Source organism: Aerococcus sanguinicola, from assembly GCF_001543145.1.
GTDB lineage: Bacteria > Bacillota > Bacilli > Lactobacillales > Aerococcaceae > Aerococcus > Aerococcus sanguinicola.
Genome location: NZ_CP014160.1, coordinates 887,890 through 911,928, shown reverse-complemented (window position 1 = coordinate 911,928; position 24,039 = coordinate 887,890). Strand labels below are relative to the sequence as shown.

Genomic DNA, 24,039 nt, shown 5'->3' with positions numbered 1-24,039 from the left:
TCCCTTTCTCCCGCATCCTCTCACACCCTGTCTTTTCACACCCTTTAGTCGGGTTCGCAAGAGCAGACTTGAAGTGATTTCACCCAATCGGAACGATCGGCTAAAGCCGCTCTTTTCCGTTTGGGCTCCAATCATTCAAGTCTAACCGCTCTTGCTCACACCCTTTTTTTCATGATATAGAAGCTGCTGAAGTTGGCGGCTTTGGTGAAGGGTTGGAAGAGGCGGGGGATGGTTTGGTGGTCGCTGGTTTTGAAGCCGTTTTGTTCGTAGAATTTTTTGCCGCGGGGGTTGCTGTTGACGACTTCTAGGATGACTTGTTGTTTGTGGTCGGCCTTGGCGGCTTGGCTGGCTTTTTGGAGGAGTTGGCTACCGATGCCTTGGCCCCTGGCTTGGGAGTGGACGGCGAGGAGGTCGATGTGCCAGTCTCTTGCTTGGGCCTTACTTTGGCTGTGCTTGTAGATGTAGTAGCCTAGGCTGCGGATCAGGGAGGGGAAGAAGCCGAATTCTTGGCGGAAGCTCTGCCAGGGGATGGGGAGGAAGTTGGGTTGGTCCCGGCTTTCATAGGAGAGGATGCCTTGGATCTTGCCTTGGTCGCGGACGACGATTAATTGGTCTTCGTTAAAATGTTTAGCGATCAGGCGTTTAGCTTTGGCCTTGTCGCTAGTCATAATCCAAACATAGTGGATTTTGTCTTCGAAGGCATTGACAATGATGTCGGCAACTTGTTCACGTTCACTTGGTGTTAGGGATGAATTTTCCAATACGTCTCCTCCTATTTTCTTTTCCAAAATGCTTTTATTTAGATTTTCTTTAAATTTAGACTTGTTAATTACTAACTTGACCGCTATTATGTTACTTATAAAGTTTTTGTCAGGATGAAAGGAGCCCTTGGGATGGGACAGACAAGATTTCACTTAGGAATGCGGACTTTTAAGACAGGCCTCAGTTTCTTTTTAATCGCCTTGCTATATGATCTCTTTAGCACCCATTCTCCCCAGATTGCTGCCTTGTCTGCTGGATTTAGCCAGCGAACGGATTTCCAGTCGACCAATAAATATGGCCGCCACCGGATTTTTGGGAATTTTATTGGGGGCTTGATGGCCCTTCTCTGTGTCTCTTTGATGACCCTCTTCCCTGATTGGCAGATTTTTTCTTATCTCTTTCCTGCTTTGGGGGTTATGCTCACCATTATCTTAGGCAATGCTTTTAATTCCTCGCAAGCGATTGTAGGTTCCATTGCGATTTATACGATCGTCCTCTATTCCATTCCCGACCAGGAACGGATTCTCTATGTTTTCTGGCGCTTAGTGGATACCTTAGTAGGAGCGGCAGTTGCGCTTTTCGTCGAATGGGCTCTATCGCGAGAAAGGGTGGATGCGGTTAAAAAATTTTTGACAAAATAAGTAAAGCTTAAGGGGGGATCCATTTGTTAGGCACTGTACTCGAACATCTCGATGCCTATTTTTTAAAGAAGAATCTCATTTCTAGCAACTTTTTATACCTTTTGGCCCTATTTTTTATTGTTTGTGGTCTTTTAATCCAGCCCCTGCCTGAACTTTTGCAGGGCTATTGGCAGATTCTCATCGCGCCTTCGAATTTATTGACGGACTATTTTGCTGTCGGAGGCTACGGGGCAACCTTTGTTAATGCCGGGATCCTTATGTTACTGAATGCTTTTATGGTGAGCCGCCATGCCAAATGGATGACAGGGCCACTTTTTGCGGCACTCTTTACTGTAACAGGTTTTGCTTTTTTTGGCAAAAATTTATTCAATACCATTCCCTTTATGATGGGGGCTTGGCTTTATACAAAGTTTTTATCTATTCCTTTTAAAAAAGTCCTGCTGACAGCCCTCTTTTCAACGGCTTTGAGTCCTGTTGTGAGTCTGGTGAGTTTCGGCCAGGGCCTGCCCTTGGCTTGGGGAATTCCTCTGGGCTATGCTTTGGGTATTTTTATTGGCTTTGTGGTGAGTCCCATTGCTTCTTCCTTCCTCCGCTTCCACCTGGGTTTTAACCTTTATAATTTGGGCTTTACCAGTGGAGTTCTGGCTATGGTAGTGGCTAGCGTCATGCGGTCTTTTAAGTTGGCTGTTGACGTGGAGAATATTCAGGTGACGATGAACTATGGGCCGGTCTTTGGCTTTGTCATCTTGCTCTGTCTCTTCCTAATCTTGATGGGCTGGAGTGCCAATCGATTTAGCTTCAAGGGCTACCGGGACTTGACCCGGGAGGCCGGGACCTCGGTGACGGACTTTGTCTTGTTGCATGGGTCAGCCTTGACCCTGGCTAATGTTGGTATTTTGGGCCTTTTAGCGACAGGCTATGTTTGGCTATTGGATGGGGTTTTGAATGGTCCCGTCATGGGAGGTATCTTGACGGTCATGGGTTTTGCGGCCTTTGGGAAGCACCCTCGCAATGTCGCCCCAGTGGTCTTAGGCATCTTCTTAATGCAGTATTTCATGCTGACCCATGATCCCGATATGACTTCCGCTATTCTAGCGGCCTTGTTTGGGACGACTCTGGCTCCAATCGCTGGCCATTACGGACCACTAGCGGGTTTCTTAGCGGGGGCCTTGCATGCGACCCTGGTGAACAATGTAGGGGGCGTCCACGCAGGCTTAAATTTGTACAATAATGGTTTTTCAGGGGGCTTTGTCGCTGCGACGATGGCACCTGTACTCGAGACGATAACAGAATGGAGGCGAGACCGTGCTGAACGCTCAAGAATATCGGAAGGCTAAATTAATTGCGGCTGAGATGATGGATTATTTCTTCAACTACCGGGTTAAAGACCTCAAGCTGGCGGTTAGTTTTGAAGCTGATCGTTTAGTTATCGATTTGATCGGTTCAATGGCTGAGGAGCCAGCGGATATTGAAGAAGTCATGGACCAATTGCAGAAACCGCGCCAGTATGAGGTTGAAGAGTATTATGAAGACCTCTTGGGAATTCGTGAAGACCTCTTAAATACGGAAATTATTGCCGCCATGATCGATGAAGCAACTTATTCCTTTGTTGATGGAAAGGTTCAATTAGAATTGATTCGCTATATCGCTTAAGCAAAATAACTATTTCATACTAATAAATAAGGAAAAACTATATTTTCTCATCAATTAGACATAAATTATAATAAAACTCTCATAATTATGTTATAATTCGAAGTGTAAAGGTGAATTAGACAAGATTTTAGATGAGGAGCCAGAAAATGTTGTTAGTAAGCTAGAAATTTCTGACCAAAGAAAGGAGTTTCCATTTCTTAAATGAGAGGAATGGGAGTCGAATTATGGATGTCTTATTAGGTTTGTTTTACTTAGCTTTGATTTTATCCTTCTTTACACTCTTTAGTTTTAAAGCGCCTTACGGGGCCAAGACCATGAGTGCCTTAGCCGATGCAGCAGTTGCTAGTTTCTTGGTTGAAGCTGTTTATGGGGCCCTTTTCGGAACGATCTTAGACGTGCCCTTCTTGAATGGAATTGCGGAAGCGAACGGTTCCTTAGCTGGGGTAGCTGCGGCTGGGATGGTTCTTCTCCGTTTGGGGTCTAGTCCGGTGAATTCTTTACTTGTGGCTCTGGCTATGATGCAGTTTGGTGTCTTACCAGGTTTTATTGGCGCTTACCTTGTTTCCTTCTTAGTGCGCTATATTCAAGACCATGTTAAAGGGGGCTTGGATGTTTTTGTTGTGGCAGCAACGGCCTTGCCTATTGCCTATGCGGTTGCAGCCCTAATTTCACCGGTTATTGATGCCGCCCTCATTCAGATTGGGACCATTATTGAGGCAGCTTCACATTCAAGTCCACTGTTAATGGGAGCTATTCTAGGAGCGGTTTTCACTGTTGTATCAACAGCGCCACTGAGTTCCATGGCCTTGACCGCTATGATGGGATTAACAGGAAAAGCTATGGCAGTGGCAGGCTTAGCTATTTTCTCCTCGGCAACTGCTAACTATCTACTCTTCACTCGCTTGAAGATTGGAACTAGGGAGGAGAGCCTGAGTGTGGCCTTAGAACCGCTTACCCAAGCCCACTTGGTAACAGCTAATCCGCTACCGGTGTATTCAACCAGTGCCTTGACGGGGGCTTTGGCTGGTATGTATATTGCAACGACTGATTTGGTTAATAATACGCCGGGTACAGCTTCTATTATTCCAGGTATATTAGCTCCCTTAGCGGATAACCCACCGCTTCAGGTATTGTTTGCGGGCGCTATTAGCTTGCTTATCGGAGCCTTTGTCGGTTTCTTTGCGAGTTATTTCTTCCGTCATTACAGGATTTATACTAGTCAAGATATTATTGAGGATTAAGCCTTGGATAAGAGTTTGGTCACTGGCCAGACTCCTTTTTTCTAGTAAGCTAAGCCTCGAAAATAAAAAAGGCATTGGATCAACTGCTAAAAGTTGAATCCAATGCCTTTTATTAAGGACAGCTTGGTTTATTTATGGTTTTATTTAAGAGGGAATTTCTTCACTAAGTCTTGAACTTCTTGTTTAACTTCTTCTTTCACCTTGTCGTCATTGATATTTTCAATGATGCGAACAATCCATTCCGCAACTTTAGCTGCTTCTTCTTCCTTGAAGCCACGAGTCGTAACAGCAGGCGTACCTAAGCGGATACCAGATGCTTTAGTTGGGCTTAAGGTTTCGAATGGGATGGTGTTCTTGTTAACAGTGATACCTACTTCGTCTAAGGCTGCTTCAACTTCTTGACCTGTTAAGTCGCGGTCGATAACCTTGAGCAAGATTAAGTGGTTGTCAGTCCCACCAGATACCATGTGGAGACCAGAGTCGCTAAATACTTTGGCCATGGCTTGAGCATTCTTAACGACTTGGTTTTGGTAGTCTTTGAAGGAATCTTCAAGAGCTTCACCGAAAGCAACTGCTTTACCAGCGATAACGTGTTCTAATGGACCACCTTGCATGCCTGGGAAGACAGCAGAGTTTAATTTCTTAAAGAGGTCTTGGTTATTGGATAAGATAACCCCGCCACGTGGACCACGCAAAGTCTTATGAGTTGTTGAAGTAACAACATCAGCATAAGGAACTGGGTTTTGGTGGAGGCCAACAGCAACTAAACCAGCGATGTGAGCCATATCAACCATGAAGTAAGCGTCAATTGCTTTAGCAATTTCACCGATACGTTTGAAGTCAATTTCGCGTGCATAAGCAGAAGCCCCAGCAACGATTAATTTTGGTTGGACTTCTTTAGCGGTTTCTTCGAGCTTGTCATAATCGATACGTTCAGTTTCTTTGTCTACACCGTAGTCAGCGAAATCATAGAGTTTACCACTTGAGTTAACTTTAGAGCCGTGTGTCAAGTGACCACCATCTGTTAAGTTCATGCCAAGAACTTTATCACCTGGCTGTAAGAGGGCAGAGTAAACAGCCATATTTGCTTGAGCACCTGAGTGAGGTTGAACGTTGGCGTATTCAGCACCGAAGAGTTCTTTTAAGCGGTCAATGGCTAGGGTTTCGATTTCATCAACGAATTCGCACCCACCATAGTAGCGACGGCCAGGATAACCTTCAGCGTATTTGTTAGTGAGTACAGAACCTTGAGCCTCACGAACAGCTGGGGATACCCAGTTTTCACTCGCGATTAACTCAATCCCATTTTGCTGGCGTTCAAATTCCTTATCGATATAATCAAATACAACATCTCTTGACATATGCTATACCTCCATAATTTTTTTCTGACTTTTCATCGTCAAGATTATAGTATCATTAAATTAAAAATTTCACAAGTAAAATATGTAAGCCCTTTATATATTTATTTGATAATATCTATGAAGACTACATTTTTTGTTCATTATTTGCCCCTAAAATGAGAGAAATATCTCATATTTTGACTTTTCATATAATAATAAAGGAACAGTATGATAAAATAAATAGTAATTATAATATGTACAGTGGAGGGAGTGACGGGAATGGCCGTAAATGAGAAACAAGTTCCTAAGAAATTACTCTTAGAGACGGCCCTGTTAGCTGGAAAGATTATGACGGAGAGTAACTCTGAAACTTACCGCGTGGAAGATACTATGGAGCGAATCTTAAGTTATTCGAACCTCTACTCGACAGTTGCTATATCCTATGCAACGGGCCTTTATGCCTCACTCGATGACTTGAATGAGGCCAATAATCGTTTAGTGGGGATTAAACGGATCCAAACGCGGGGGAGTGTCTTGCATAAGGTATCCAAGGTGAATACAGTATCTCGACAATTGACCAATGGAGAAATCACCTTGGCCGTAGCTTATCTGAAGCTGTTAAAGATTGATTCAGAAAGCAATCCCTACCCGATCCATATGCGCTTTGTTGGCGTGATTGGTCTGGGGATGTGTTTTGCTGTCCTCTTTGGCGGGGGCGTAGATGAGTTTATCGTGACGACCTTTGATGCCGTCTTCTTATCGGGTCTGATGTACATGACGGCGCGTTATGAGATATCTAGTCCGGTCGAGAATGTATTCTGTACCATGATGATCACGCTATTTGCCTATGCCATGCAGGCTTGGTATTTCCCTAATGTTTCCTTGGGGATTGTGATTGTTTCGACCTTGATGCCCCTGGTGCCCGGGACGGCTATTACCAATTCCTTACGGGATATCTTCCATGAAGATTATCTCGCAGGAGGTGCCCGAGCCATGGAAGCCTTCTTCCAGGCCCTAATGATTGCATTGGGGTCCTTGGTAGCCTTAATTATTATAGGGAGGCTTAGAGGATGATTAACTTTATCTTACAGATTATTGCAGCTTACTTTGTGGGCTATACTTGTTCGATCTGTGTTCAAACGCCCCCACGTCAAATTTACCGGGCGTCAATTATTGCAGCAACAGGCTGGCTGGTCTATTTGATTTGTTTGGATTTTCTGACTTTAGAAGTGGGCGGGGCGACCTATATTGCAAGTTTAGCCATTGCAGGCATGTCTCAATGGTTCTCTCGGCGCTACCACCAACCTGTGACGGTCTTCTTCATTCCGGGATTTTATACCCTAGTGCCTGGGGGCGGCATGTATCGGACGGCTCTTTATCTCATTCAATCCGACTATTCGCGTGGTCTAAGTGAACTTGCGACCACCATGTTTACGGCCCTAGCCATTGCTCTGGCAGTCTTCACCGCAGATACGGTTATCGATATCCTGCGCCGCCAGCGTGAACTAGAGAAGAAAATTCGCAACTGGCGAAAGTGATCCGTATCGAACATCGGCTATTTTTCTGGCTGGTGTTCTTTTTGGCTTTGGGATGCATTGTGGCGTAGAGAGCTGCCCTAGTTATGGATCGTTTATTGTAGTAAAAAAGCTCCGCTAGCTTGGATTAGTTGACTAATCCTCTAGCGGAGCTTTTTCTTTAGTTATTGAAGGGCAGTCACACCCTTCCTAGTGGGGTTCGAGGATGCAGAAAGGGCTCCTCTTCACAAAAGGGAACGACCGGCTGGAGCCGTTCTTATCCCTTTTGCTCCAGAGCTCCCTTTCTACCCGCATCCTCTCACACCCTGTGTAGTTGGGTTCGGTCGCGCAGAAGTGGCTCCTCTTCACAAAATCCCTTCGAAGTCTTTCAGACTTCTTCGGTCTTTTGCTCCAGAGGTCCATTTCTAACCGCGCTCTCTCACACCCTGTGTAGTCGGGTTCGGGCTGGCAGCTTTCGTGTCACTTCACAAGTCTCCGCCGCAGTCCTCAGACTGCTCTGTTGACTTGCTCCAGTGAACGAAAGCTAAGCGCCATCCCTCACACCCTGTTATTCTACTCCACCATTTTCTACGTATTCGCCGATGAAGGCTGCGACGCTTTTGGCTGCGATGAGCATGGCGTCTTCGTCCATGACGAATTTTGGATGGTGGTGTGGGTAGGCTTCGCCGTCTTTTGGTGCGGCGCCGACCCAGAGGTAGAGGCCTGGAACTTCTTGAAGGAAGTAGGCGATGTCATCCGATGGGGGTTGAGGTTGTTCGGTGTCCACCCCTTCTGTGAGTTGGTCGAATGGGTGGTCCTTGATGGCTTTGATAGCGAATTCTGTGACTTTTGGATCGTTGTAAGCGACTGGGTAGTCGTTTTCGTAGTGAAGGTCATAAGTGATGCCGAAGGAGTTCTTGAGGCCTTCAAGTTTGGCTTTGACTTCATGTTCGATGATGTCACGGACTTCTTGTGACATAGCACGCACGTCCCCACCTAGTGTCACTTCGCCTTGGATAGCGTTGTTGGCACCTGCTGCGTCGAAGTTACCGATGGTGATCGACCCGACATCGAATGGGTTCAAGCGGCGGCTAACTACACTTTGGATTTCAGTGACGAAGTAAGAAGCAGCGACAATGGCGTCGTTGGCTTGGTGAGGGGATGAGGCATGGCCACCCTTACCGTGGATCTTCACCTTGAAGTTGGAACGTCCAGTGTGGGCATTGCCTTCATGGTAGAAGACGCCCCCAGTTGGCATATTGGTCATTACGTGGAGGGCAATGATATTGTCAACCCCGTCTAAGGCACCATCTTCAATCATTGATTTAGCGCCACCTGGTGCAACTTCTTCCGCATTTTGGTGGATGATAACGAATTTACCGCTGAGTTGGTCCTTCATTTCAATTAAGGTTTGGGCAAGAACCATTAGGTAGGCAGTATGGGCATCATGACCACAAGCGTGCATGGCACCTTCTTTTTTGGATGAGAAGTCGAGGCCGGTATCTTCTGTTAAAGGAAGCGCATCGAAGTCAGCGCGGAGGGCAAGTGTTTTACCTTCTTTGCCTGTATCGATGGTAACCACCAGACCATAACCATTACCGACATTGGTCCGTACATCACAGTCAAGGTCCTTATAGAAATCGGCAATATATTGGGCCGTTTCCTTTTCCTCAAATGATACTTCTGGATTCTCATGGAAGTGACGACGAATTTCGATCATTTGATCTTCTTTCTCATCTAAGCGCTTATACAGCTCATCAACGAGACTCATAATACATTCCTCCTTATTAATATTTCTCTAACAAATTAATTATACGCTAATAATCCCAAAAAGGAAAATGAATCCCTTTTGCCTCGTCTGTTGCCCGGTAAAATTTTATGTTAAAATGATTAAAAGCCTTTCAGTGATAGGAGATTGAAGATGAAGCAATGGATTCCAAATGGTGGCCAGTGTGCCGCATCGCGTACCCTCTTGAAGAAGCAGGGAGCTTTGTTATGGGCTTGGCGTGAGGCAGGGCGTTTTGACGGAGACAGTGGCTGGCGCTTTTTGTCTGAACGGGATAACCAAGTGAGCCTGATGGATGAGAAGAGTATGGTTTATGTGGACATCAACCGGGTGGCCCAGATCGAACCAGCTATTTCTGGTATCTACCATTATCCACAAGGGGCGGATTTTCAATTTTCAGCCTACTACGGCAAGCACTTTGTCTACAATGATTCATTGGAAAAGGTCGAAATGGTCACTAGCCAAGCGGACTTGCCCTTCAAGGATCCGAGCTTCCGCCAACACTTTCCTGACTTTGTCCACGCTCATGAGCGACGGATTCGCGAGGAATTTGCCCTCTCAGAAGAAGAGATCAGCCAGCTTTCGGGCCTGCAAAAGGAAGTTGACCACCTGATTAATGTGCTCATGGGAACGCGGACAGACACGCCCAAGAGCCTAGAGATTTATATCTTAGTGGGCATTCTTTTAGGTTATTTCATGGAGAGACAGGCGGCTAGTCCCCTGCCGAGCGATAAGGTCCATCATGTTATTGCTACAGTGATCTACCGCCGCTTTGACCTGGCCATGGCTCAGATCAAAGACTACCTGCTCGCCTACCAGGAAGCAAAGACCCAGGAAGATCGGATGTCCGAGCGGCAGGTCCTTCGTTATGGGCGCTTGGTTTACGATTGGATGGCAGCTAAGGAATTGGAGAGCGCCAATAAGGAATATAATGCCCTGGTCAACCACCATTACAAGGCCCAATTAAAAAAACAGAAACACCTTTAAAAAGGCAAGACTTTCTCAGATTCTAAGTGTGAGAAATGGCCTGGCCTTTTTGTTTTGGGGCTTTAACAATGAAAAGAAGCTGGCAAGGATGATTGTACCTTGCCAGCTTCTTGCTTAATGAGCTGTATCTGTATTAGATGGTGCTTGAAGCTATCTATTTGTGCTCAGAGACCCTGAATGCAAATAGCCATTTTCTAGTCGGGTTCGAGGATGCAGAAAGGGCTCCTCTTCATAAAAGTCCTTCGAAGGCTTTCAGCCTTCTCTGGTCTTTTACTCCAGAGGTCCCTTTCTCCCGCATCCTCTCACACCCTTTGTAGTCGGGTTCGGTCTGGCAGCCTTCCTGTCACTTCACAAGTCTTCGCCGCAGTCTTTCAGACTGCTCTGGTGACTTGCTCCAGTGAAGGAAAGCTAAACGCCAGCCCTCACACCCTTTAGATCATTCCAGCGTCGTAGTCGTCTTCTAAGGCTTGCATTTCTTCTTGGGAGACGTGGTCGAGGCTGTGGATGGCTAGGGTTTCGTTGAAGTCTTCTCGGGCGAGGGGGTTGCTGGCGGACCAGGTGTCGGCTTGGCCGAAGCTGTCATCGTCCCAGGCTTCGTCGAGGACCAGCATTTGCTGGCGCCATTTTTTATAGATTTCGAATTGTTGGTCGTGCATAAGTACCTCCTAAATGAGATCTGGGTAGTAGTGGAAGCGGTCTTCTCTTTCTAAATAGGCAGATAGGCCGATCAAGAGGGCTTCTTCGCCCTTGTTAGCGATCAGTTGGACCCCTAAAGGTAGGCCGTTTTGGCAGGTATGGAGGGGCAGGCTGATGGCGGGTTGGCCGGTTAGATTATAAATCATAGCGAATGGCGAGGCAAGTAAGCCCTTCTTGAAGACTTGGTAAACGAGTTCAGCCAAGTCGGGAGCGGGGAGCTCTTCTGAACGCAACATGGCCTCGTAATCACTTTGACTATAGAGTTTATCGTCGACGCGGGGGGCAGCTTGGGCGGTACTTGGTTGGATCAGGATGTCATAGGTCTGGTGGAAGTCGTCCATGATTTCAGCTGCCTGGTCCCAGGTGTCAAAAATTTGGCTGTAACGGTAGGCGGGGATGGTCTTGCCGTACTGGGCCATGGTCCAGGTTTGGATTTCGACATCCTCGCGTTGGATTTTACGTTGGAGTTGTTGTTCGATGCCTAGGAAGCTGGCTGCCATTTCTGCCCCGTTCATTTCATAATAGCCGCGAACAAGTTCTTGACCATTAATCTTAGGGTCGGCAGCTTCGACCTGGAAGCCCTGGTCGCGGAGGAAGCGGACGGTATTTTCTACGGCTTGGATGGCTTCGTCAGAAACTTCGGTACCAGCTGGAGACTTGGTCGAGTAAGCGATGCGCAGGTTTTTGACGGCTCGGATGGCATGGTCGATGTGGGCCTTAGGGATGGGCAGGGTTTGGAAGGGTATGGGTTTGAGATTGCTCTGGAGGGCCAAGAGCAATTGGGCAGTGTCGCGGATGGACTTGGTCATCATGAAGCCTACCGGTGCCCCGCCCCAGCTCCGCCACTTGCGCGGGCCAGTCGCTGTCCGTACCCGGCTTGGCTTGAGACCCACCAGCCCAGAGAAGGAAGCTGGAATTCGAATGGAGCCTCCGCCATCAGAAGCTGTCGCTACAGGCACGATCCCTGCTTGAACAGCAGCTGCTGCGCCACCACTTGACCCTCCGGCATTATAGTCAGGATCGACCGGATTGTGGACGGGCCCGTAGTAGTCGGAATCGCTGATGAATTTCAGGCCGAATTCGGGGACATTGGACTGGCCAATAGGAATGAGCCCGGTTGCCATGGCAGACCGCGAGAAGTTGCTGGTTACGGGAGCAATCTGATCCTTGAGCAGGCGAGCCCCAGAAGTCGCTGGCACTCCCTTAATATTGTGGCCCAGGTCCTTCATGAGGGTAGGGATCCCGGCGAAGAGGGTCTGGCTGTGGTCTTCTTGGGCCAAGTCTTGGGCATAGTCCTCAAAGAGCCGGGTGACCGCATTGAGCTTGGGGTTAATGGCCTTGGCCCTGTCGATCGCTTGGCGGACCAGGTCCTGGCTGCTAGTTTGTCCCTGGCGGATTTGACCAGCTAGGGCCGTTGCATCATCGCTATAGCTTTTGAAATAGTCCATGGAATCTTCCTTTCTGCAGGCATCAGTTTTAGGCCTATTATAACAAAGTTTTTCCGAACTTTAGAGGCAGACTTTTCCTATTTTGATGATAAAATAATGAGACAGCCCTTGTCATAGCTCTCATCTTTGGTGTATAATAATTAGAAAACACAAAAAAAGAGGTGTGAAAATGAAAAAAGTGCAATTATTCCAACCATTGGGGGAATCATTGGGCTGCTGCGGGGGTTCTGAAGAATGTTCATTGACAGACAATTCAATCATTAATACAGAAGCCAATGTCAAAGAATTGAACCGGGTGGAGGCTTTCTTTAATGCGCTCAAGAATGAAGAAGGCTATTTCGTCACCATCCACGATCCAGCAAGCGATGGTTTTATGTTCACCCATACAGAGGTTGTCATGCGTAAGCTTAAGGCATATGGAGAGGAAATCCTCCCCATTATTTTGATTGACGACCAGGTTGTAAGTGTCGCGGAATTTCCGAGCAACCAGGCCCTAGCTGATATGGTTGGACTCACTCACACCCAAGCTGTAGAATATATGTGTTAGTAAGATTATGAAGGAGGACCACTAATGACAGTAGATATCGATTGGAAAAACCTAGGTTTCAGTTATATGAACTTGCCTTATCGTTGGCGGGCATACTACAAGGATGGGGAATGGTACAAGCAAGGCCTGGAGACAGACAACCAGCTCCACATTTCTGAAGGCTCCCCAGCCTTACACTATGGCCAACAAGCCTTTGAAGGAATGAAGGCTTACCGGACTAAGGAAGGCAAGGTCCAACTCTTCCGTCCCGACCAAAATGCCAAGCGTTTCCAAGTGTCGGCTGAACGGATGATGATGCCTAAAGTTCCCGTTGAAGACTTTGTTCATGCGGTGAAAGAAGCGGTTAAGGCCAATATTGACTATGTCCCTCCTTATGAAAGTGGAGCGACCCTCTATATCCGTCCCCTCTTAATCGGGGTTGGCGACAATATTGGGGTCCACCCAGCAACGGAATACATCTTCACGGTCTTCGTGATGCCAGTCGGACCTTACTTCAAGGGTGGCCTTGCCCCTCAACACTTCGTCACTTCAGAATACGACCGGGCAGCCCCCATGGGTACCGGTGGCGTGAAGGTTGGTGGGAACTATGCTTCCAGCTTGCAACCAGGGGCCAGTGCCCATGATGAAGACTATGCCGATGTGATTTACCTGGATCCGAAGACCCACACTAAGATTGAAGAAATTGGCTCTTCTAACTTCTACGGAATCGAGCGTGGAACGCATAAGTTCGTGACGCCAAAATCCCCATCTATCTTGCCTTCAATTACCAAGTTCTCCCTCCTTCATTTAGCTGAAGAACGTTTGGGCTTAGAAGTGGAGCAAGGGGATTGCTACATCGATGACTTGGACCGCTTTGAAGAAGCCGGTGCCATGGGGACAGCAGCTATCATTACCCCAATCGGCTCCATCACCCATAAAGGCCACCGCCACAACTTCGGAACAGGCCAAGAAGTCGGTGAAATCACAGAAAAACTTTACCATGAATTACTGGGCATTCAATTCGGTGACATTGAAGCACCTGAGGGTTGGATTGTCCCAGTCGAGGCCGATTAATCCTCTCCTAGCGGTCGCCATTCTCTATTGATCAATATGCTACAAAGACGATACGCTAGCAAAAAAGCACTTCCAAATTTCCCCTCTTGAAGGGGAAGTGGAAGTGCTTTTTTACTTGTGTATTTATTGCCTAACGGGCTCGGTTTATAAGCCACACTTAGAGGGGTTAATTGGATATTGTACCTTTTTAATCCACACTCAGAGACTCTGATTGAGTGTTAGATCTTTTTAACCCACACTCAAAGTTTTTGTTTGGGTGTTAGTTGTTATCAATCCCCACTTAGACTCTTTATTTGTGTGTCGGAAGCTATCAAGCCACACACAGAGTCTTTGCTTGGGTGTTGACCATTTATCAAAAGCTATTGACCTGTGTTCACAGCCTAAGCGCCAAGTCTCACACCCTGTAGTTGGGCTCGAGCTGGCAGCTTTCCTGTCACTTCACAAGTCTTCGCCGCAGTCTTTCAGACTGCTCTGGCGACTTGCTCCAGTGAAGGAAAGCTAAACGCCAGCTCTCACACCCTGTCTAGTCGGGTTCGCAAGAGCAGACTTGAAGTGATTTCAACTCATCGAAACGCCTGACTGACGTCAGTCTTTTTCGATGAGTCTCCAATCATTCAAGTCTAAGCGCCAAGCCTCACACCCTCCTAGTTGGGTTCGCAAGAGCAGCTTTGGAGTGCTTTCGCAAGTCGGAAATGTGCAAGCCTAGCTTGCCCTTATCCCGACTTACTCCAAGCATCCAAAGCTAAGCGCTCTTGCTCACACCCTTTTTTACAACAAATGCATGAGGTAGGTGGCGAGGCTGAAGTAGATTAAGAGGCCGGTGGCGTCGGTGATGGTGGTGATGAAGGGACCGGAGGCGACGGCGGGGTCGATGTGGATCTTGCTGAAGAGGGTTGGGACTAGGTAGCCGATGACTGTTGATACGGACAGGGTAGCGGCTAGGGAAATCCCGATGATGAAGGAGAGGACCGGGTTTCCAAAGAGGAAGTAGGCCACACCACAGATGGTGATGCCAGCTGCTAGGCCGATAATGATCCCAGATATTAATTCTTTCCAAACTAAGACCCAGAAACTTTCGGTGTTATCGCCCAGGGTTAGCCGGCGGACAGAGACAGCTAGAGACTGGGTGCCCACATTACCGGCCGAGTCCATAATGATGGGCATGAAGACAGCCAGGATAACTACCCGGGATAGGGTGGCTTCGAACATATTAATCAGGTTGGCTGAAACCAGTCCGAGGAAGATCAGGATAATGATCCAGGGTAGGCGGTTCTTCACCGTTTCGAAGATGCTTTCGCGATCACTTTCATTATCTGGCGACCCACTGATCCCAGCAAAACGGTGGAAGTCCTCGGTGGTTTCGATATCCATAACATCCATCACATCGTCGACGGTCACGATCCCGACCAACTTACCTTGGCCATCCACGACAGGGAGGGCGAGTAGGTCGTATTCCTTGATGATACGGGCAACTTCTTCTTGGTCCATACCAATATCAGCTTGGACTAATTGGCTATTCATAATATCTTGGACTGGGCAGTCCCCAGGGGCGCGCAAGAGTTCACGTAGGGAGAGGACGCCGAGTAAATGGCGGGCTTCATCCACTACATAAACATAATAGATGGTTTCAACGGCGGAAGCCGCTTGGCGAATGCCCGTAATCACTTGGTCGGCACTATCCTGGGCGTAGACCGTGAGCACCTCGGTTGTCATGATGGCCCCAGCTGTTTCGAAGTCATGTTCTAGGATTGTTTCAATCGTTTCCCGGTCGCTGGGCCGCATACTTTCCAGGACATGTTGGCGGTCTGCTTGGGGAAGTTCATGAATGAAGGCTGTGACCTCGTCGTCGGCCACATAGGTGAAGACCTCGGTCATATAGTCAGCGGGCAGGTCTTCAATAGCTTGCCGGCGTCCCTTGTAGTCTAAGTGTTCAAAGAGTTCAGCGAATTCACTGGCTTGGAGGAGGTCGACAATTTTATTCTTTTTTTCTGGGTAGAGCTTATGGAAGACAGCGACCTGGTCTTTTTCATGGAGCTTCAAGAAGAGGTCGCGGAAGTCATCGCGCCGGTTGTCTTGGATGCTCTTGTAGATGGCTTGGTAGTAGTCTTTCCGGTTGAGTCGGTTTAATTTGATTGCCATAATAATCACCTTTCCATACCTCGGGGAAAGGTCACCGCATAGAGGGCTAAGTAGTCATTATAAGGAAGTTTGGAGATTGCTTCAGATTAAAAAAACGCTCAACAAGAGCGTGAGCGTGAATCGTCCAGGAGTAGTCGGCAAACACCTCATCGCATAGTTTTAGCACTTATTAGCATAGGAGTAGCTCCAGCCACATTAGAAAATCCCTTAATTCGAGAATTTCTGCTGACCCGTTGGCATCTTTGGATGTTTCTGGGCAGTGGCGTCTCTCTAATACAGTAACCTCACCTAACAAGGTTTATTCTTATTTCTCCCCTAGCATAGCAGAGACCCGCTAAAGATTCAAGGCCTCTTCAAAAAATCCCTTAGGCCCGTCTAAATAGCTTGCCTTATAAATTCCTCGCAAAGCTTAAAATAAATCATGCTATAATAACATTGAAATTCATAAAAAGAGGAGCATCCGCATGATTCCACGATATACCCGTCCCGAAATGGCCCGAGTTTGGTCCGATGATAACCGCTACAAATGCTGGCTAGAAGTTGAAATTCTAGCAGCCGAAGCCTGGGCTGAGCTTGGCGAAATTCCCCAAGAGGATGTTAAAAAAATCCGTGCCAAGGCAAGCTTCGATGTCGACCGCATCCAAGAAATCGAAGCCCAAACCCGGCACGATGTGGTGGCCTTCACCCGCTGTGTGTCTGAATCCCTAGGCGAAGAGCGCAAGTGGGTCCACTATGGCCTCACTTCGACTGATGTGGTGGACACCGCTCAAGGCTACCAGCTCAAGCAGGCCAATGACATTATCCGTCAAGATTTGGTTTGGTTCCTTGAGATCCTGAAAAAGAAAGCCCAAAAATACAAGCACACCGTCTGCATGGGCCGGACCCATGGCGTTCATGCCGAACCGACGACCTTTGGCTTGAAGATGGCCCGCTATTATTCGGAAATCAAGCGCCAGATCGACCGCTTTGACCATGCGGCGAAGGGTGTTGAAGCCGGGAAGATTTCCGGAGCTGTGGGGACCTTCGCTAATGTGCCAACTGCCGTCGAAGCCTATGTCTGCGACCATTTAGGCATCCGCGCCCAGGAAATTTCTACCCAAGTTTTACCTCGCGACCTCCACGCCGAATATATTGCCTGTTTGGCTTTGATCGCCACTTCCATTGAAAACATGGCTACGGAAATCCGCCATCTCCAGAAGTCAGAAACCCGGGAAGTGGAAGAATACTTCGCCAAGGGTCAAAAAGGATCCAGCGCCATGCCCCATAAGCGTAACCCCATTTCCAGCGAAAACGTGACCGGTTTGGCTCGGGTCTGCCGGGGCCACGTGGTAACGGCTTACGAGAACGTTTCCCTCTGGCATGAACGGGACATCTCCCATTCCAGCGCGGAGCGGATTATTTTGTCGGATACGACGATCTTAGTTAACTACATGATCCGCCGCTTCGGGAAGATTGTGGAAGATTTAACGGTTTTCCCCGACAACATGCTGCGGAACATGCAGGCTACCCACGGTTTGATCTACAGCCAGCGCTTGCTTTTAAAGCTAGTCGACCAAGGCCTGTCCCGGGAAGCCGCTTATGACCTGGTCCAACCCCTGACTGCCCAGTCCTGGGACGACCAGCGCGACTTCCGCGAACTGGTTGAAGGGAATGAAAAAATCACTGACCTCCTCAGTCCTGAAGAGATTGACGACGCCTTCGACTACCACTACCACCTCCAACGGGTAGATGAAATCTTTGAACGACTCGGCATCTAAAAATGTGCGTCAAGCTACGCAGTCTAAAATAGAACACCCCAGCAAGGATTACTTGATCCCTGCTGGGGTGTTTTTATCTAGTTAGGAAGCCACAAACAGAAGCATTGAATGTAGCTTCGAAATCGAGACCCCACAATCAATCCCCTCGATTGTGGCTTCCTGGCCGTGAATCCACAAACAGAGGCCTGGATTGTGGATTGGCAAAATTGAAGTCACAAATAGAGGCTTCGATTGTGGGCTAGCAAGCTTGAAGCCACAATCAATCCTCTCAACTGTGGCTTCCAAGCACGAGCTAAAAAATCAATGGACCGCTCATGGCCCCATAAGCTGTATAGAAATTCCTCAATTTTTTTCCTTGGTGTTTGTAGAAGAAATCTTGGACAAAATCAGTCAAGTGCTTGACTTCTGGAATCTCCAGCCGCTCTTTGGCAGAAAACTTTTTCAAGGTATTGTAGGTCAGTACAAGGGCCTGGTCAATATTCTTGTTTTCCTGGATGACCTGTACGGCTTCTAGGAGAGCCTCCTTCGTCTGGTCGGGAAAAGAAATTTTCTTGCAATTATAGACCCCTGCAATCAAATCGAAGAGGACTTGGCTTTCATCCTTTGTCATCAGAGCTTGCTTTTTCATCTTAGGTCATCTTCTTTCTTCATTTATATTATATTCTTTTTATTTATAAATACTACAAAATATAATTTCATTGAACATTTAACGATTAAGTTCAAAAGCGGAAGGGATTGTCTTCCTAACAGCGATCCCTAAAAAGCCAATCTCTGCATAATTCGTTTTCTTGATAGTATTAAAAGAATAAACGGTTAAAAGGTCCGTTTATACAACAAAACACGAACAATTATAAAATAAAATAGGATAATGTATGTTATTAGCTATTTTCTTGTGTTATAGTATTAGGGAAAAGGAAAGGGGTTATGGAAATGCCAGATGTTGCAGTGATTATGGGATCAAAATCCGATTGGGAGACCATGCGTGAAGCCTGCCGGGTTTTGGATCAATTTGGGATTGCTTATGAAAAGCGGGTAATTTCAGCCCACCGGATGCCGGATGAAATGTTCGCCTTTAGCGAATCTGCGCGGGCACGAGGCATCCAAGTGATAATTGCGGGAGCAGGTGGGGCGGCCCACCTGCCAGGTATGCTAGCTGCTAAGACGACCCTACCGGTAATTGGGGTCCCTGTTCAGTCTCGGGCCTTGAGTGGCTGGGATTCCCTCCTCTCTATTGTGCAGATGCCAGGGGGGGTGCCGGTGGCGACAACGGCTATTGGGACATCAGGCGCTAAGAATGCGGGACTCCTGGCTGTCCAGATTCTCAGCCTCCAGGACCGTGACTTGGTTGACCGTCTGACAGCCTACCGCCAAGCCATGCGCCAGGCTGCTAAAGAAAGTGGTGACCAACTTGACTAAGACCATCTTACCGGGACAAACGATTGGAATTATCGGCGGTGGTCAGCTGGGACATATGCTGGCCCAGTCTGCCAAGGCTATGGGCTTTAAGGTCGGCATCCTCGATCCAGGGGCTAATTGTTCGGCTGCCCAGGTGTCGGACTTCCACTACCAGAAGGCCTATGATGACCGGGAAGCCCTAGCCGCCTTTGCGGATGCCTGCGATGTCTTGACCTTTGAATTTGAAAATATTGATACCGACAGCCTCCAAGCCTTGGGGGACCGGGTCTACCTGCCCCAGGGCACCGAGCTTTTGGCAAAGACTCAGGACCGTTTGACGGAGAAGGCCTTCCTCCAAGCGGCTGGGGCCCAAGTGGCGCCTTATTGCCGGGTAGCTAGCCTGGCTGATTTAGAAGCAGGCCTGGACCAATTAGGCTATCCCGCTGTTTTGAAGACGACCCGTTTCGGCTATGACGGCAAGGGCCAGCAGGTTTTCCGTTCAGTCCAAGATATCGACCAGGCGGCAGAACTCATAAAGGACCAGGTCTGCATCTTGGAAGCTTGGGTGCCCTTCACCAAGGAATTGTCCGTTATGGCAGTGGGCAAGCCGGGCGGAGACCTGGTGACCTTCCCGGTGGCCGAGAATATTCACTCTGACAATATTCTCTTTGAATCTATCGTACCGGCCAGGATTTCAGCAGAGCTCCAGGCTAAGGCGGATCGGGTCGCCCGGCAGATTGCGCGGGCTGGCCACTTGGTCGGCACGCTAGGGATTGAGATGTTCCTAACGGCAGATGGGAAAATTTTGATCAATGAACTGGCTCCTCGTCCGCATAATAGCGGCCACTATACCATTGAAGCGTGTGACTTCTCCCAGTTCGATCTCCATATCCGGGCCATCTGCAACTGGGACCTGCCCAAGCCCCGGCTCCTCCAGCCCGCACTCATGGTCAATGTTCTCGGCCAAGACCTAGCCGCTTTCGAGGAAGCCTTGGACCAGGCCAGCCACTGGCACCCCCACCTCTACGGCAAAGACCAGGCCAAAGTGAACCGCAAGATGGGTCACTTGACCCTCTTGACAGATGATACCGATCAAAGTCTAAAAGAAATTAAAGCGACACAAATTTGGAAGCGAGGATAAGTAATGACTGATAAGCACTTAATCTATTCCGGTAAGGCTAAGGACCTCTACCAAACGGACCAAGCCGGCATTCTCAAGATGGTTTACAAGAACCAGGCCACAGCAGGCAACGGGGCCAAGAAGGAAGAAATCCCTGGTAAGGGTGCCCTCAACCAAGCCATCACCCAGTTGATCTTCACTTATTTAGCCGACCGGGGCATTCCAACCCACCTGGTGGAAGTCCTAAATGCTCGTGAAGAATTGGTTAAGGCAGCCGACATGTTCCCCCTAGAAGTCGTCTTCCGCAATTATGCCGCCGGGAGCTTTGTCAAGCGGCTCGGTGTCGACAAGGGAACCGAAATTCCAGGTGGGGTCCTAGAATTCTTCTACAAGGCCGACGCCTTGAATGACCCCTTTATCAATGATGAAAATATCCGCTTCCTCCAAGCTGCGACGGAAGGAGAGCTCCAAGAGATTAAGCGGTTGACCCGGCAGATTAATGCCCTTTTAGTTGATTTATTCAAGCAAGCTGGGCTCATCCTAGTTGATTTCAAGCTCGAATTCGGCCGCACAGCCGATGGAGCAATTGTGCTTGCTGACGAATTTTCTCCAGACAATGCCCGACTCTGGGATATAGAAACAAAAGAATCCTTTGACAAAGACATCTTCCGCAACGATGAAGGGGATATGATTCCTTTCTATGAAGCGGTACTCAGCCGACTCGAAGCCGTGACCCAAGCTTAAGACCACAAGGAGGACCATGATGTATCAAGTAGAAATTTTTGTAACCTATAAGGAATCGATCTTAGATCCCCAAGGCGAAGCGATCCAAGAAGCCGTCAACCAGATGGGCTATCGCGAAGTGGAAAGCGTCCGCCAGGGCAAGTACTTTGAACTGGAAATCTCTAAGGATGTCGCCGATGTCCAAGCAACCGTTGAAGCCATCTGCGACAAACTCTTGGCCAATGTCACCATGGAAGCTTACCGCTATACGATTAAGGAGGCTTAAGCATGAACTTTGCTGTGATTCAATTTCCAGGTTCCAATTGCGACGAGGATATGTTCCACGCCATCCGGGACATCCTGGGTGAAGAGGTGGCCTTTGTCTCTTCTGACGCCAGCGACTTGTCGGGCTATGATGCAGTCATGGTACCGGGCGGCTTTTCCTTTGGCGACTACTTGCGCTCTGGGGCCATCGCTCGTTTTACCCCTATTATGACAGCCTTAAAAGCTTTCGCAGAATCAGGCAAGTTAGTCTTAGGGACCTGCAATGGTTTTCAGATTCTCTGTGAGGCGGGGCTCTTGCCTGGGGCCTTCTTGCGCAACCGCGACCTCCACTTTGTTTGCAAGCACCAAACCTTAAAGGTGGAAAACAACCAGACGGCCTTCACTAGCCGCTACCAAGCTGGGGAAGCAATCAGCCTGCCCATTGCCCATGGCGAAGGCAATTATTACTGCGATCCAGCTACCTTAGAGGAATTGCGCGCCAACCAGCAGATTGTTTTTACCTATGCGGGGGACAATCCGAATGGGTCAACGGCTAATATTGCGGGGATCTGCAACCAGGCGGGCAATGTGATCGGCCTCATGCCCCATCCAGAAAGGGCGGTAGAGGCCTTGATTGGCGGCGTTGACGGCCTGCGGGTTTTTGAATCGATGCGGGACACTTATGAGAAGAACTTAGGAGGGCAAGCTTAATGGCGACACAAGAACTGACAGCAGAAGCAATCCAAGAGCAGAAGATCTACCAAGAATGGGGCTTGACGGATGAGGAGTATGCCTTGATCCGGGATAAGATCCTCGGCCGCCTGCCCAATTACACAGAGACCGGCCTCTTCTCGGTCATGTGGAGTGAACACTGCTCCTACAAGAACACCAAGCCAATCTTGCGGACCTTCCCTTCTGAAGGGCCCCAGGTTCTCCAAGGGCCAGGTGAGGGAGCCGGGATTGTGGATATTGGCGATGGTCAGGCCGTGGTCTTCAAGGCTGAGAGCCACAACCACCCCTCAGCGGTTGAACCCTATGAAGGGGCGGCCACTGGGGTCGGCGGGATTATCCGCGATATCTTCAGTATGGGGGCTCGCCCCATCGCTGTTTTGGATTCTTTGCGCTTCGGTGAATTAGATGATGCCCGGACCAAGTACATCTACCAAGAAGTGATCAACGGGATTGCGGGTTACGGCAACTGTATCGGTATTCCGACGGTGGGAGGCGAGATCGCCTTCGATAATTGCTACCGCGGCAACCCCCTAGTCAATGTGATGTGTGTCGGCCTCATGGACCAAAAAGATATCCAAAAGGGCCGGGCAGCCGGCGTCGGTAATACCATCCTCTATGTCGGGGCTAAGACGGGTCGGGACGGCATCCACGGAGCTACCTTCGCCAGTGCGGAATTTAGCGATGAGCACGAGAGTCAACGGTCAGCTGTCCAAGTGGGCGATCCCTTTATGGAGAAACTCCTCCTGGAAGCCTGCCTGGAAGTGATCCAAACTTGCCAGGACGAATTGGTCGGCATCCAGGATATGGGGGCGGCAGGTCTGGTGTCTTCAAGCTCTGAAATGGCCTCCAAGGCAGGAACAGGACTCCGCCTCAACCTCGACCAAGTTCCCCAACGCGAAAAAGATATGACCCCTTACGAAATGATGCTGTCCGAGTCCCAGGAAAGGATGCTCCTCTGTGTGAAGAAGGGCAAGGAAGCCAAGATTCAAGCCATCTTCGACAAGTACAAGCTCCATGCGGTTAAGATCGGCGAAGTAACGGATGATGGCCGCTACCGGCTCTTCCACCAGGGCCAAGAAGTAGCCAATGTGCCGGTGGATGCCTTAGCTGAATCAGCTCCTGAATACCAGCGCCAAGGAAAGCGGCCTGAGCGTTTAGCCCAAGCGACCGCTAGCCAATACCAGCCCCAATTCACTGATGCCAAAGCGACCTTGGAAGCCCTCCTCCAACAGGGGACCATCGCCTCCAAACGGTCGGTCTATGAAAGCTATGACAGCATGGTCCGGACCTCAACCGTCCAAGGACCGGGGAGCGATGCCGCTGTTCTCCGCATCCGTGGCACCCAAAAAGCCCTCGCCATGACGACCGACTGCAATGCCCGCTATATTTACCTAGATCCTGAACGCGGGGGCCAAATGGCGGTCAGTGAAGCAGCCCGCAATATCGTCGCTAGCGGGGGCCAACCCCTCGCCATCACGGACTGCTTGAACTACGGCAACCCAGAAGATCCGGAAATCTTCTATGAACTCGCCCAGTCCGCTGCTGGCATCGCCCAAGCCTGCCGCCAGCTCAAGACGCCAGTGATTTCAGGCAATGTTTCCTTAAATAATGAAAGCAATGGCCAAGCCATTTACCCAACGCCGATGATTGGCATGGTCGGTTTAATCCGGGATCTTTCAGAAATCACCACGCAAAGCTTCAAGCAGGCTGGGGACCTGATCTACAGCATCGGGGTGACCAGTGATGCCTTCAACGGGTCTGAGCTCCAGTACTTAGAGATCGGCCAAATTTCGGGCCAACTCTTTGACTTCGACCTCGACCAAGAAGCTGCCAACCAAGAAGCGGTTCTCAAGGCCATCCAAGCAGGCTACCTGGCCTCTGCCCACGACCTGAGCGAGGGGGGCTTGGCTGTCGCTTTAGCGGAGTCTGCCTTTAAGACCGGATTGGGCCTAGAAGCGACTTATCCAGGCCCCATCCGCCAAGTCTTCAGCGAAAACCAGTCGCGCTTTATTGTCAGTGTGCATCCCGATAAACAGGCGGCTTTTGAAGCTGACTTTGGCGACACATTTAACTTATTAGGTCGGGTGACGACCGAAGCCAGCTACCGCCTAACAGCTGATGATGGGCAAATTGAAGCCGATGTCGAAGAATTACAAGCACTATGGGAAGGGGCCTTAACGTGTCAACTGAATGCCACAAGCAAATAGTTTCTGAAGGGGACTACCTGTCTACCTATATTGA

The 24,039-nt window shown here is 48.9% G+C and carries 23 protein-coding genes and 1 riboswitch; of the genes, 16 read left to right on the top strand and 7 right to left on the bottom strand.

Features of this window, described 5'->3' with window-relative positions; genetic code table 11:
* Positions 1 to 155 precede the first annotated feature (155 nt).
* Positions 156 to 761 (bottom strand): GNAT family N-acetyltransferase, encoded by a 606-nt coding sequence (locus AWM72_RS04035; RefSeq protein ID WP_067973586.1) that lies wholly within the window; start codon positions 759 to 761, stop codon positions 156 to 158.
* Positions 762 to 893: 132 nt separating this feature from the next.
* Here AWM72_RS04035 and AWM72_RS04030 point away from each other — a divergent pair, with 132 nt between their 5' ends.
* From AWM72_RS04030 to AWM72_RS04015, 4 genes are all read left to right on the top strand, one after another.
* On the top strand, positions 894 to 1,403 hold the full coding sequence (locus AWM72_RS04030; protein WP_067973582.1) for an FUSC family protein: 510 nt from the start codon (positions 894 to 896) through the stop codon (positions 1,401 to 1,403).
* A 23-nt stretch (positions 1,404 to 1,426) separates the two neighbouring features.
* Complete coding sequence (locus AWM72_RS04025) at positions 1,427 to 2,740, top strand: DUF1576 domain-containing protein (RefSeq protein WP_101603903.1); 1,314 nt, start codon at positions 1,427 to 1,429, stop codon at positions 2,738 to 2,740.
* Entirely contained in the window at positions 2,709 to 3,056 is a 348-nt protein-coding gene (locus tag AWM72_RS04020) for a hypothetical protein (protein WP_067973574.1), read from the top strand. The genes AWM72_RS04025 and AWM72_RS04020 overlap by 32 nt, the downstream gene beginning before the upstream one ends.
* 224 nt (positions 3,057 to 3,280) lie before the next feature.
* Complete coding sequence (locus tag AWM72_RS04015) at positions 3,281 to 4,297, top strand: PTS sugar transporter subunit IIC (protein WP_067973569.1); 1,017 nt, start codon at positions 3,281 to 3,283, stop codon at positions 4,295 to 4,297.
* 140 nt (positions 4,298 to 4,437) lie between these two features.
* Here AWM72_RS04015 and glyA read toward each other — a convergent pair whose 3' ends face one another.
* Positions 4,438 to 5,658 (bottom strand): serine hydroxymethyltransferase, encoded by a 1,221-nt coding sequence (gene glyA, locus AWM72_RS04010; protein WP_067973566.1) that lies wholly within the window; start codon positions 5,656 to 5,658, stop codon positions 4,438 to 4,440.
* A gap of 258 nt (positions 5,659 to 5,916) precedes the next feature.
* Here glyA and AWM72_RS04005 point away from each other — a divergent pair, with 258 nt between their 5' ends.
* Together AWM72_RS04005 and AWM72_RS04000 are read left to right on the top strand one after the other, a co-directional pair.
* Positions 5,917 to 6,711, top strand: a complete 795-nt coding sequence (locus AWM72_RS04005) for a threonine/serine exporter family protein (RefSeq protein WP_067973563.1) — start codon at positions 5,917 to 5,919, stop codon at positions 6,709 to 6,711.
* On the top strand, positions 6,708 to 7,175 hold the full coding sequence (locus AWM72_RS04000) for a threonine/serine exporter family protein (RefSeq protein ID WP_067973560.1): 468 nt from the start codon (positions 6,708 to 6,710) through the stop codon (positions 7,173 to 7,175). The genes AWM72_RS04005 and AWM72_RS04000 overlap by 4 nt, the downstream gene beginning before the upstream one ends.
* Before the next feature lie 544 nt (positions 7,176 to 7,719).
* Here the strand turns inward: AWM72_RS04000 and AWM72_RS03995 are convergent.
* Positions 7,720 to 8,922 carry an amidohydrolase gene (locus tag AWM72_RS03995; RefSeq protein WP_067973556.1) on the bottom strand — a complete coding sequence of 401 codons (1,203 nt, stop codon included), beginning with the start codon at positions 8,920 to 8,922 and terminating at the stop codon, positions 7,720 to 7,722.
* A 150-nt stretch (positions 8,923 to 9,072) separates the two neighbouring features.
* Between AWM72_RS03995 and AWM72_RS03990 the strand changes: the two genes are divergently transcribed.
* Entirely contained in the window at positions 9,073 to 9,924 is an 852-nt protein-coding gene (locus tag AWM72_RS03990; protein WP_067973553.1) for an immunity protein Imm33 domain-containing protein, read from the top strand.
* Positions 9,925 to 10,355: 431 nt separating this feature from the next.
* On the opposite strand, the gene AWM72_RS03985 is transcribed toward AWM72_RS03990, so the two are convergent.
* Positions 10,356 to 10,580 carry a hypothetical protein gene (locus tag AWM72_RS03985; RefSeq protein WP_067973550.1) on the bottom strand — a complete coding sequence of 75 codons (225 nt, stop codon included), beginning with the start codon at positions 10,578 to 10,580 and terminating at the stop codon, positions 10,356 to 10,358.
* Between the two features lie 9 nt (positions 10,581 to 10,589).
* On the bottom strand, positions 10,590 to 12,068 hold the full coding sequence (locus AWM72_RS03980; RefSeq protein ID WP_067973545.1) for an amidase family protein: 1,479 nt from the start codon (positions 12,066 to 12,068) through the stop codon (positions 10,590 to 10,592).
* A 169-nt stretch (positions 12,069 to 12,237) separates the two neighbouring features.
* Between AWM72_RS03980 and AWM72_RS03975 the strand changes: the two genes are divergently transcribed.
* Both AWM72_RS03975 and AWM72_RS03970 read left to right on the top strand, forming a co-directional pair.
* A complete protein-coding gene (locus AWM72_RS03975; RefSeq protein ID WP_067973541.1) occupies positions 12,238 to 12,615 on the top strand; it encodes an arsenic metallochaperone ArsD family protein in 378 nt (125 codons plus the stop codon).
* Between the two features lie 24 nt (positions 12,616 to 12,639).
* On the top strand, positions 12,640 to 13,668 hold the full coding sequence (locus AWM72_RS03970; RefSeq protein ID WP_067973537.1) for a branched-chain amino acid aminotransferase: 1,029 nt from the start codon (positions 12,640 to 12,642) through the stop codon (positions 13,666 to 13,668).
* Between the two features lie 768 nt (positions 13,669 to 14,436).
* Here AWM72_RS03970 and mgtE read toward each other — a convergent pair.
* Positions 14,437 to 15,807 (bottom strand): magnesium transporter, encoded by a 1,371-nt coding sequence (mgtE, locus tag AWM72_RS03965; protein WP_067973533.1) that lies wholly within the window; start codon positions 15,805 to 15,807, stop codon positions 14,437 to 14,439.
* Positions 15,808 to 15,945: 138 nt separating this feature from the next.
* A riboswitch (M-box (ykoK) riboswitch) is annotated at positions 15,946 to 16,110 on the bottom strand.
* 161 nt (positions 16,111 to 16,271) lie between these two features.
* On the opposite strand from mgtE, the gene purB reads away from it, so the two are divergent.
* Positions 16,272 to 17,564 (top strand): adenylosuccinate lyase, encoded by a 1,293-nt coding sequence (gene purB / locus AWM72_RS03960; RefSeq protein WP_067973530.1) that lies wholly within the window; start codon positions 16,272 to 16,274, stop codon positions 17,562 to 17,564.
* Positions 17,565 to 17,856: 292 nt separating this feature from the next.
* Here the strand turns inward: purB and AWM72_RS03955 are convergent, their stop codons facing one another.
* Entirely contained in the window at positions 17,857 to 18,192 is a 336-nt protein-coding gene (locus tag AWM72_RS03955) for a hypothetical protein (protein ID WP_067973526.1), read from the bottom strand.
* Between the two features lie 302 nt (positions 18,193 to 18,494).
* Here AWM72_RS03955 and purE point away from each other — a divergent pair, with 302 nt between their 5' ends.
* Genes purE through purL form a run of 6 tightly spaced genes read left to right on the top strand, consistent with a single transcriptional unit; the run spans position 18,495 to position 24,005 of the window.
* Positions 18,495 to 18,980 carry a 5-(carboxyamino)imidazole ribonucleotide mutase gene (gene purE / locus AWM72_RS03950; protein ID WP_067976554.1) on the top strand — a complete coding sequence of 162 codons (486 nt, stop codon included), beginning with the start codon at positions 18,495 to 18,497 and terminating at the stop codon, positions 18,978 to 18,980.
* Complete coding sequence (gene purK, locus AWM72_RS03945) at positions 18,973 to 20,100, top strand: 5-(carboxyamino)imidazole ribonucleotide synthase (RefSeq protein ID WP_067973523.1); 1,128 nt, start codon at positions 18,973 to 18,975, stop codon at positions 20,098 to 20,100. The genes purE and purK overlap by 8 nt, the downstream gene beginning before the upstream one ends.
* Positions 20,101 to 20,103: 3 nt before the next feature.
* Complete coding sequence (gene purC / locus AWM72_RS03940) at positions 20,104 to 20,823, top strand: phosphoribosylaminoimidazolesuccinocarboxamide synthase (protein ID WP_067973519.1); 720 nt, start codon at positions 20,104 to 20,106, stop codon at positions 20,821 to 20,823.
* A gap of 19 nt (positions 20,824 to 20,842) precedes the next feature.
* Entirely contained in the window at positions 20,843 to 21,088 is a 246-nt protein-coding gene (gene purS, locus AWM72_RS03935) for a phosphoribosylformylglycinamidine synthase subunit PurS (RefSeq protein ID WP_067973516.1), read from the top strand.
* Positions 21,089 to 21,090: 2 nt separating this feature from the next.
* Positions 21,091 to 21,777 (top strand): phosphoribosylformylglycinamidine synthase subunit PurQ, encoded by a 687-nt coding sequence (gene purQ, locus AWM72_RS03930; RefSeq protein WP_067973513.1) that lies wholly within the window; start codon positions 21,091 to 21,093, stop codon positions 21,775 to 21,777.
* Complete coding sequence (gene purL, locus AWM72_RS03925; RefSeq protein ID WP_067973510.1) at positions 21,777 to 24,005, top strand: phosphoribosylformylglycinamidine synthase subunit PurL; 2,229 nt, start codon at positions 21,777 to 21,779, stop codon at positions 24,003 to 24,005. The genes purQ and purL overlap by 1 nt, the downstream gene beginning before the upstream one ends.
* Positions 24,006 to 24,039: the final 34 nt, after the last annotated feature.

What these genes read in the sequence shown, in the direction of transcription:
- AWM72_RS04030 (WP_067973582.1), top strand. Translation starts at nt 894, where the DNA reads ATGGGACAGACAAGATTTCACTTAGGAATGCGGACTTTTAAGACAGGC.
- AWM72_RS04015 (WP_067973569.1), top strand. Translation starts at nt 3,281, where the DNA reads ATGGATGTCTTATTAGGTTTGTTTTACTTAGCTTTGATTTTATCCTTC.
- glyA (WP_067973566.1), bottom strand. Translation starts at nt 5,658, where the DNA reads ATGTCAAGAGATGTTGTATTTGATTATATCGATAAGGAATTTGAACGC.
- AWM72_RS04005 (WP_067973563.1), top strand. Translation starts at nt 5,917, where the DNA reads ATGGCCGTAAATGAGAAACAAGTTCCTAAGAAATTACTCTTAGAGACG.
- AWM72_RS04000 (WP_067973560.1), top strand. Translation starts at nt 6,708, where the DNA reads ATGATTAACTTTATCTTACAGATTATTGCAGCTTACTTTGTGGGCTAT.
- AWM72_RS03995 (WP_067973556.1), bottom strand. Translation starts at nt 8,922, where the DNA reads ATGAGTCTCGTTGATGAGCTGTATAAGCGCTTAGATGAGAAAGAAGAT.
- AWM72_RS03990 (WP_067973553.1), top strand. Translation starts at nt 9,073, where the DNA reads ATGAAGCAATGGATTCCAAATGGTGGCCAGTGTGCCGCATCGCGTACC.
- AWM72_RS03985 (WP_067973550.1), bottom strand. Translation starts at nt 10,580, where the DNA reads ATGCACGACCAACAATTCGAAATCTATAAAAAATGGCGCCAGCAAATG.
- AWM72_RS03980 (WP_067973545.1), bottom strand. Translation starts at nt 12,068, where the DNA reads ATGGACTATTTCAAAAGCTATAGCGATGATGCAACGGCCCTAGCTGGT.
- AWM72_RS03975 (WP_067973541.1), top strand. Translation starts at nt 12,238, where the DNA reads ATGAAAAAAGTGCAATTATTCCAACCATTGGGGGAATCATTGGGCTGC.
- AWM72_RS03970 (WP_067973537.1), top strand. Translation starts at nt 12,640, where the DNA reads ATGACAGTAGATATCGATTGGAAAAACCTAGGTTTCAGTTATATGAAC.
- mgtE (WP_067973533.1), bottom strand. Translation starts at nt 15,807, where the DNA reads ATGGCAATCAAATTAAACCGACTCAACCGGAAAGACTACTACCAAGCC.
- purB (WP_067973530.1), top strand. Translation starts at nt 16,272, where the DNA reads ATGATTCCACGATATACCCGTCCCGAAATGGCCCGAGTTTGGTCCGAT.
- AWM72_RS03955 (WP_067973526.1), bottom strand. Translation starts at nt 18,192, where the DNA reads ATGAAAAAGCAAGCTCTGATGACAAAGGATGAAAGCCAAGTCCTCTTC.
- purE (WP_067976554.1), top strand. Translation starts at nt 18,495, where the DNA reads ATGCCAGATGTTGCAGTGATTATGGGATCAAAATCCGATTGGGAGACC.
- purC (WP_067973519.1), top strand. Translation starts at nt 20,104, where the DNA reads ATGACTGATAAGCACTTAATCTATTCCGGTAAGGCTAAGGACCTCTAC.
- purS (WP_067973516.1), top strand. Translation starts at nt 20,843, where the DNA reads ATGTATCAAGTAGAAATTTTTGTAACCTATAAGGAATCGATCTTAGAT.
- purQ (WP_067973513.1), top strand. Translation starts at nt 21,091, where the DNA reads ATGAACTTTGCTGTGATTCAATTTCCAGGTTCCAATTGCGACGAGGAT.
- purL (WP_067973510.1), top strand. Translation starts at nt 21,777, where the DNA reads ATGGCGACACAAGAACTGACAGCAGAAGCAATCCAAGAGCAGAAGATC.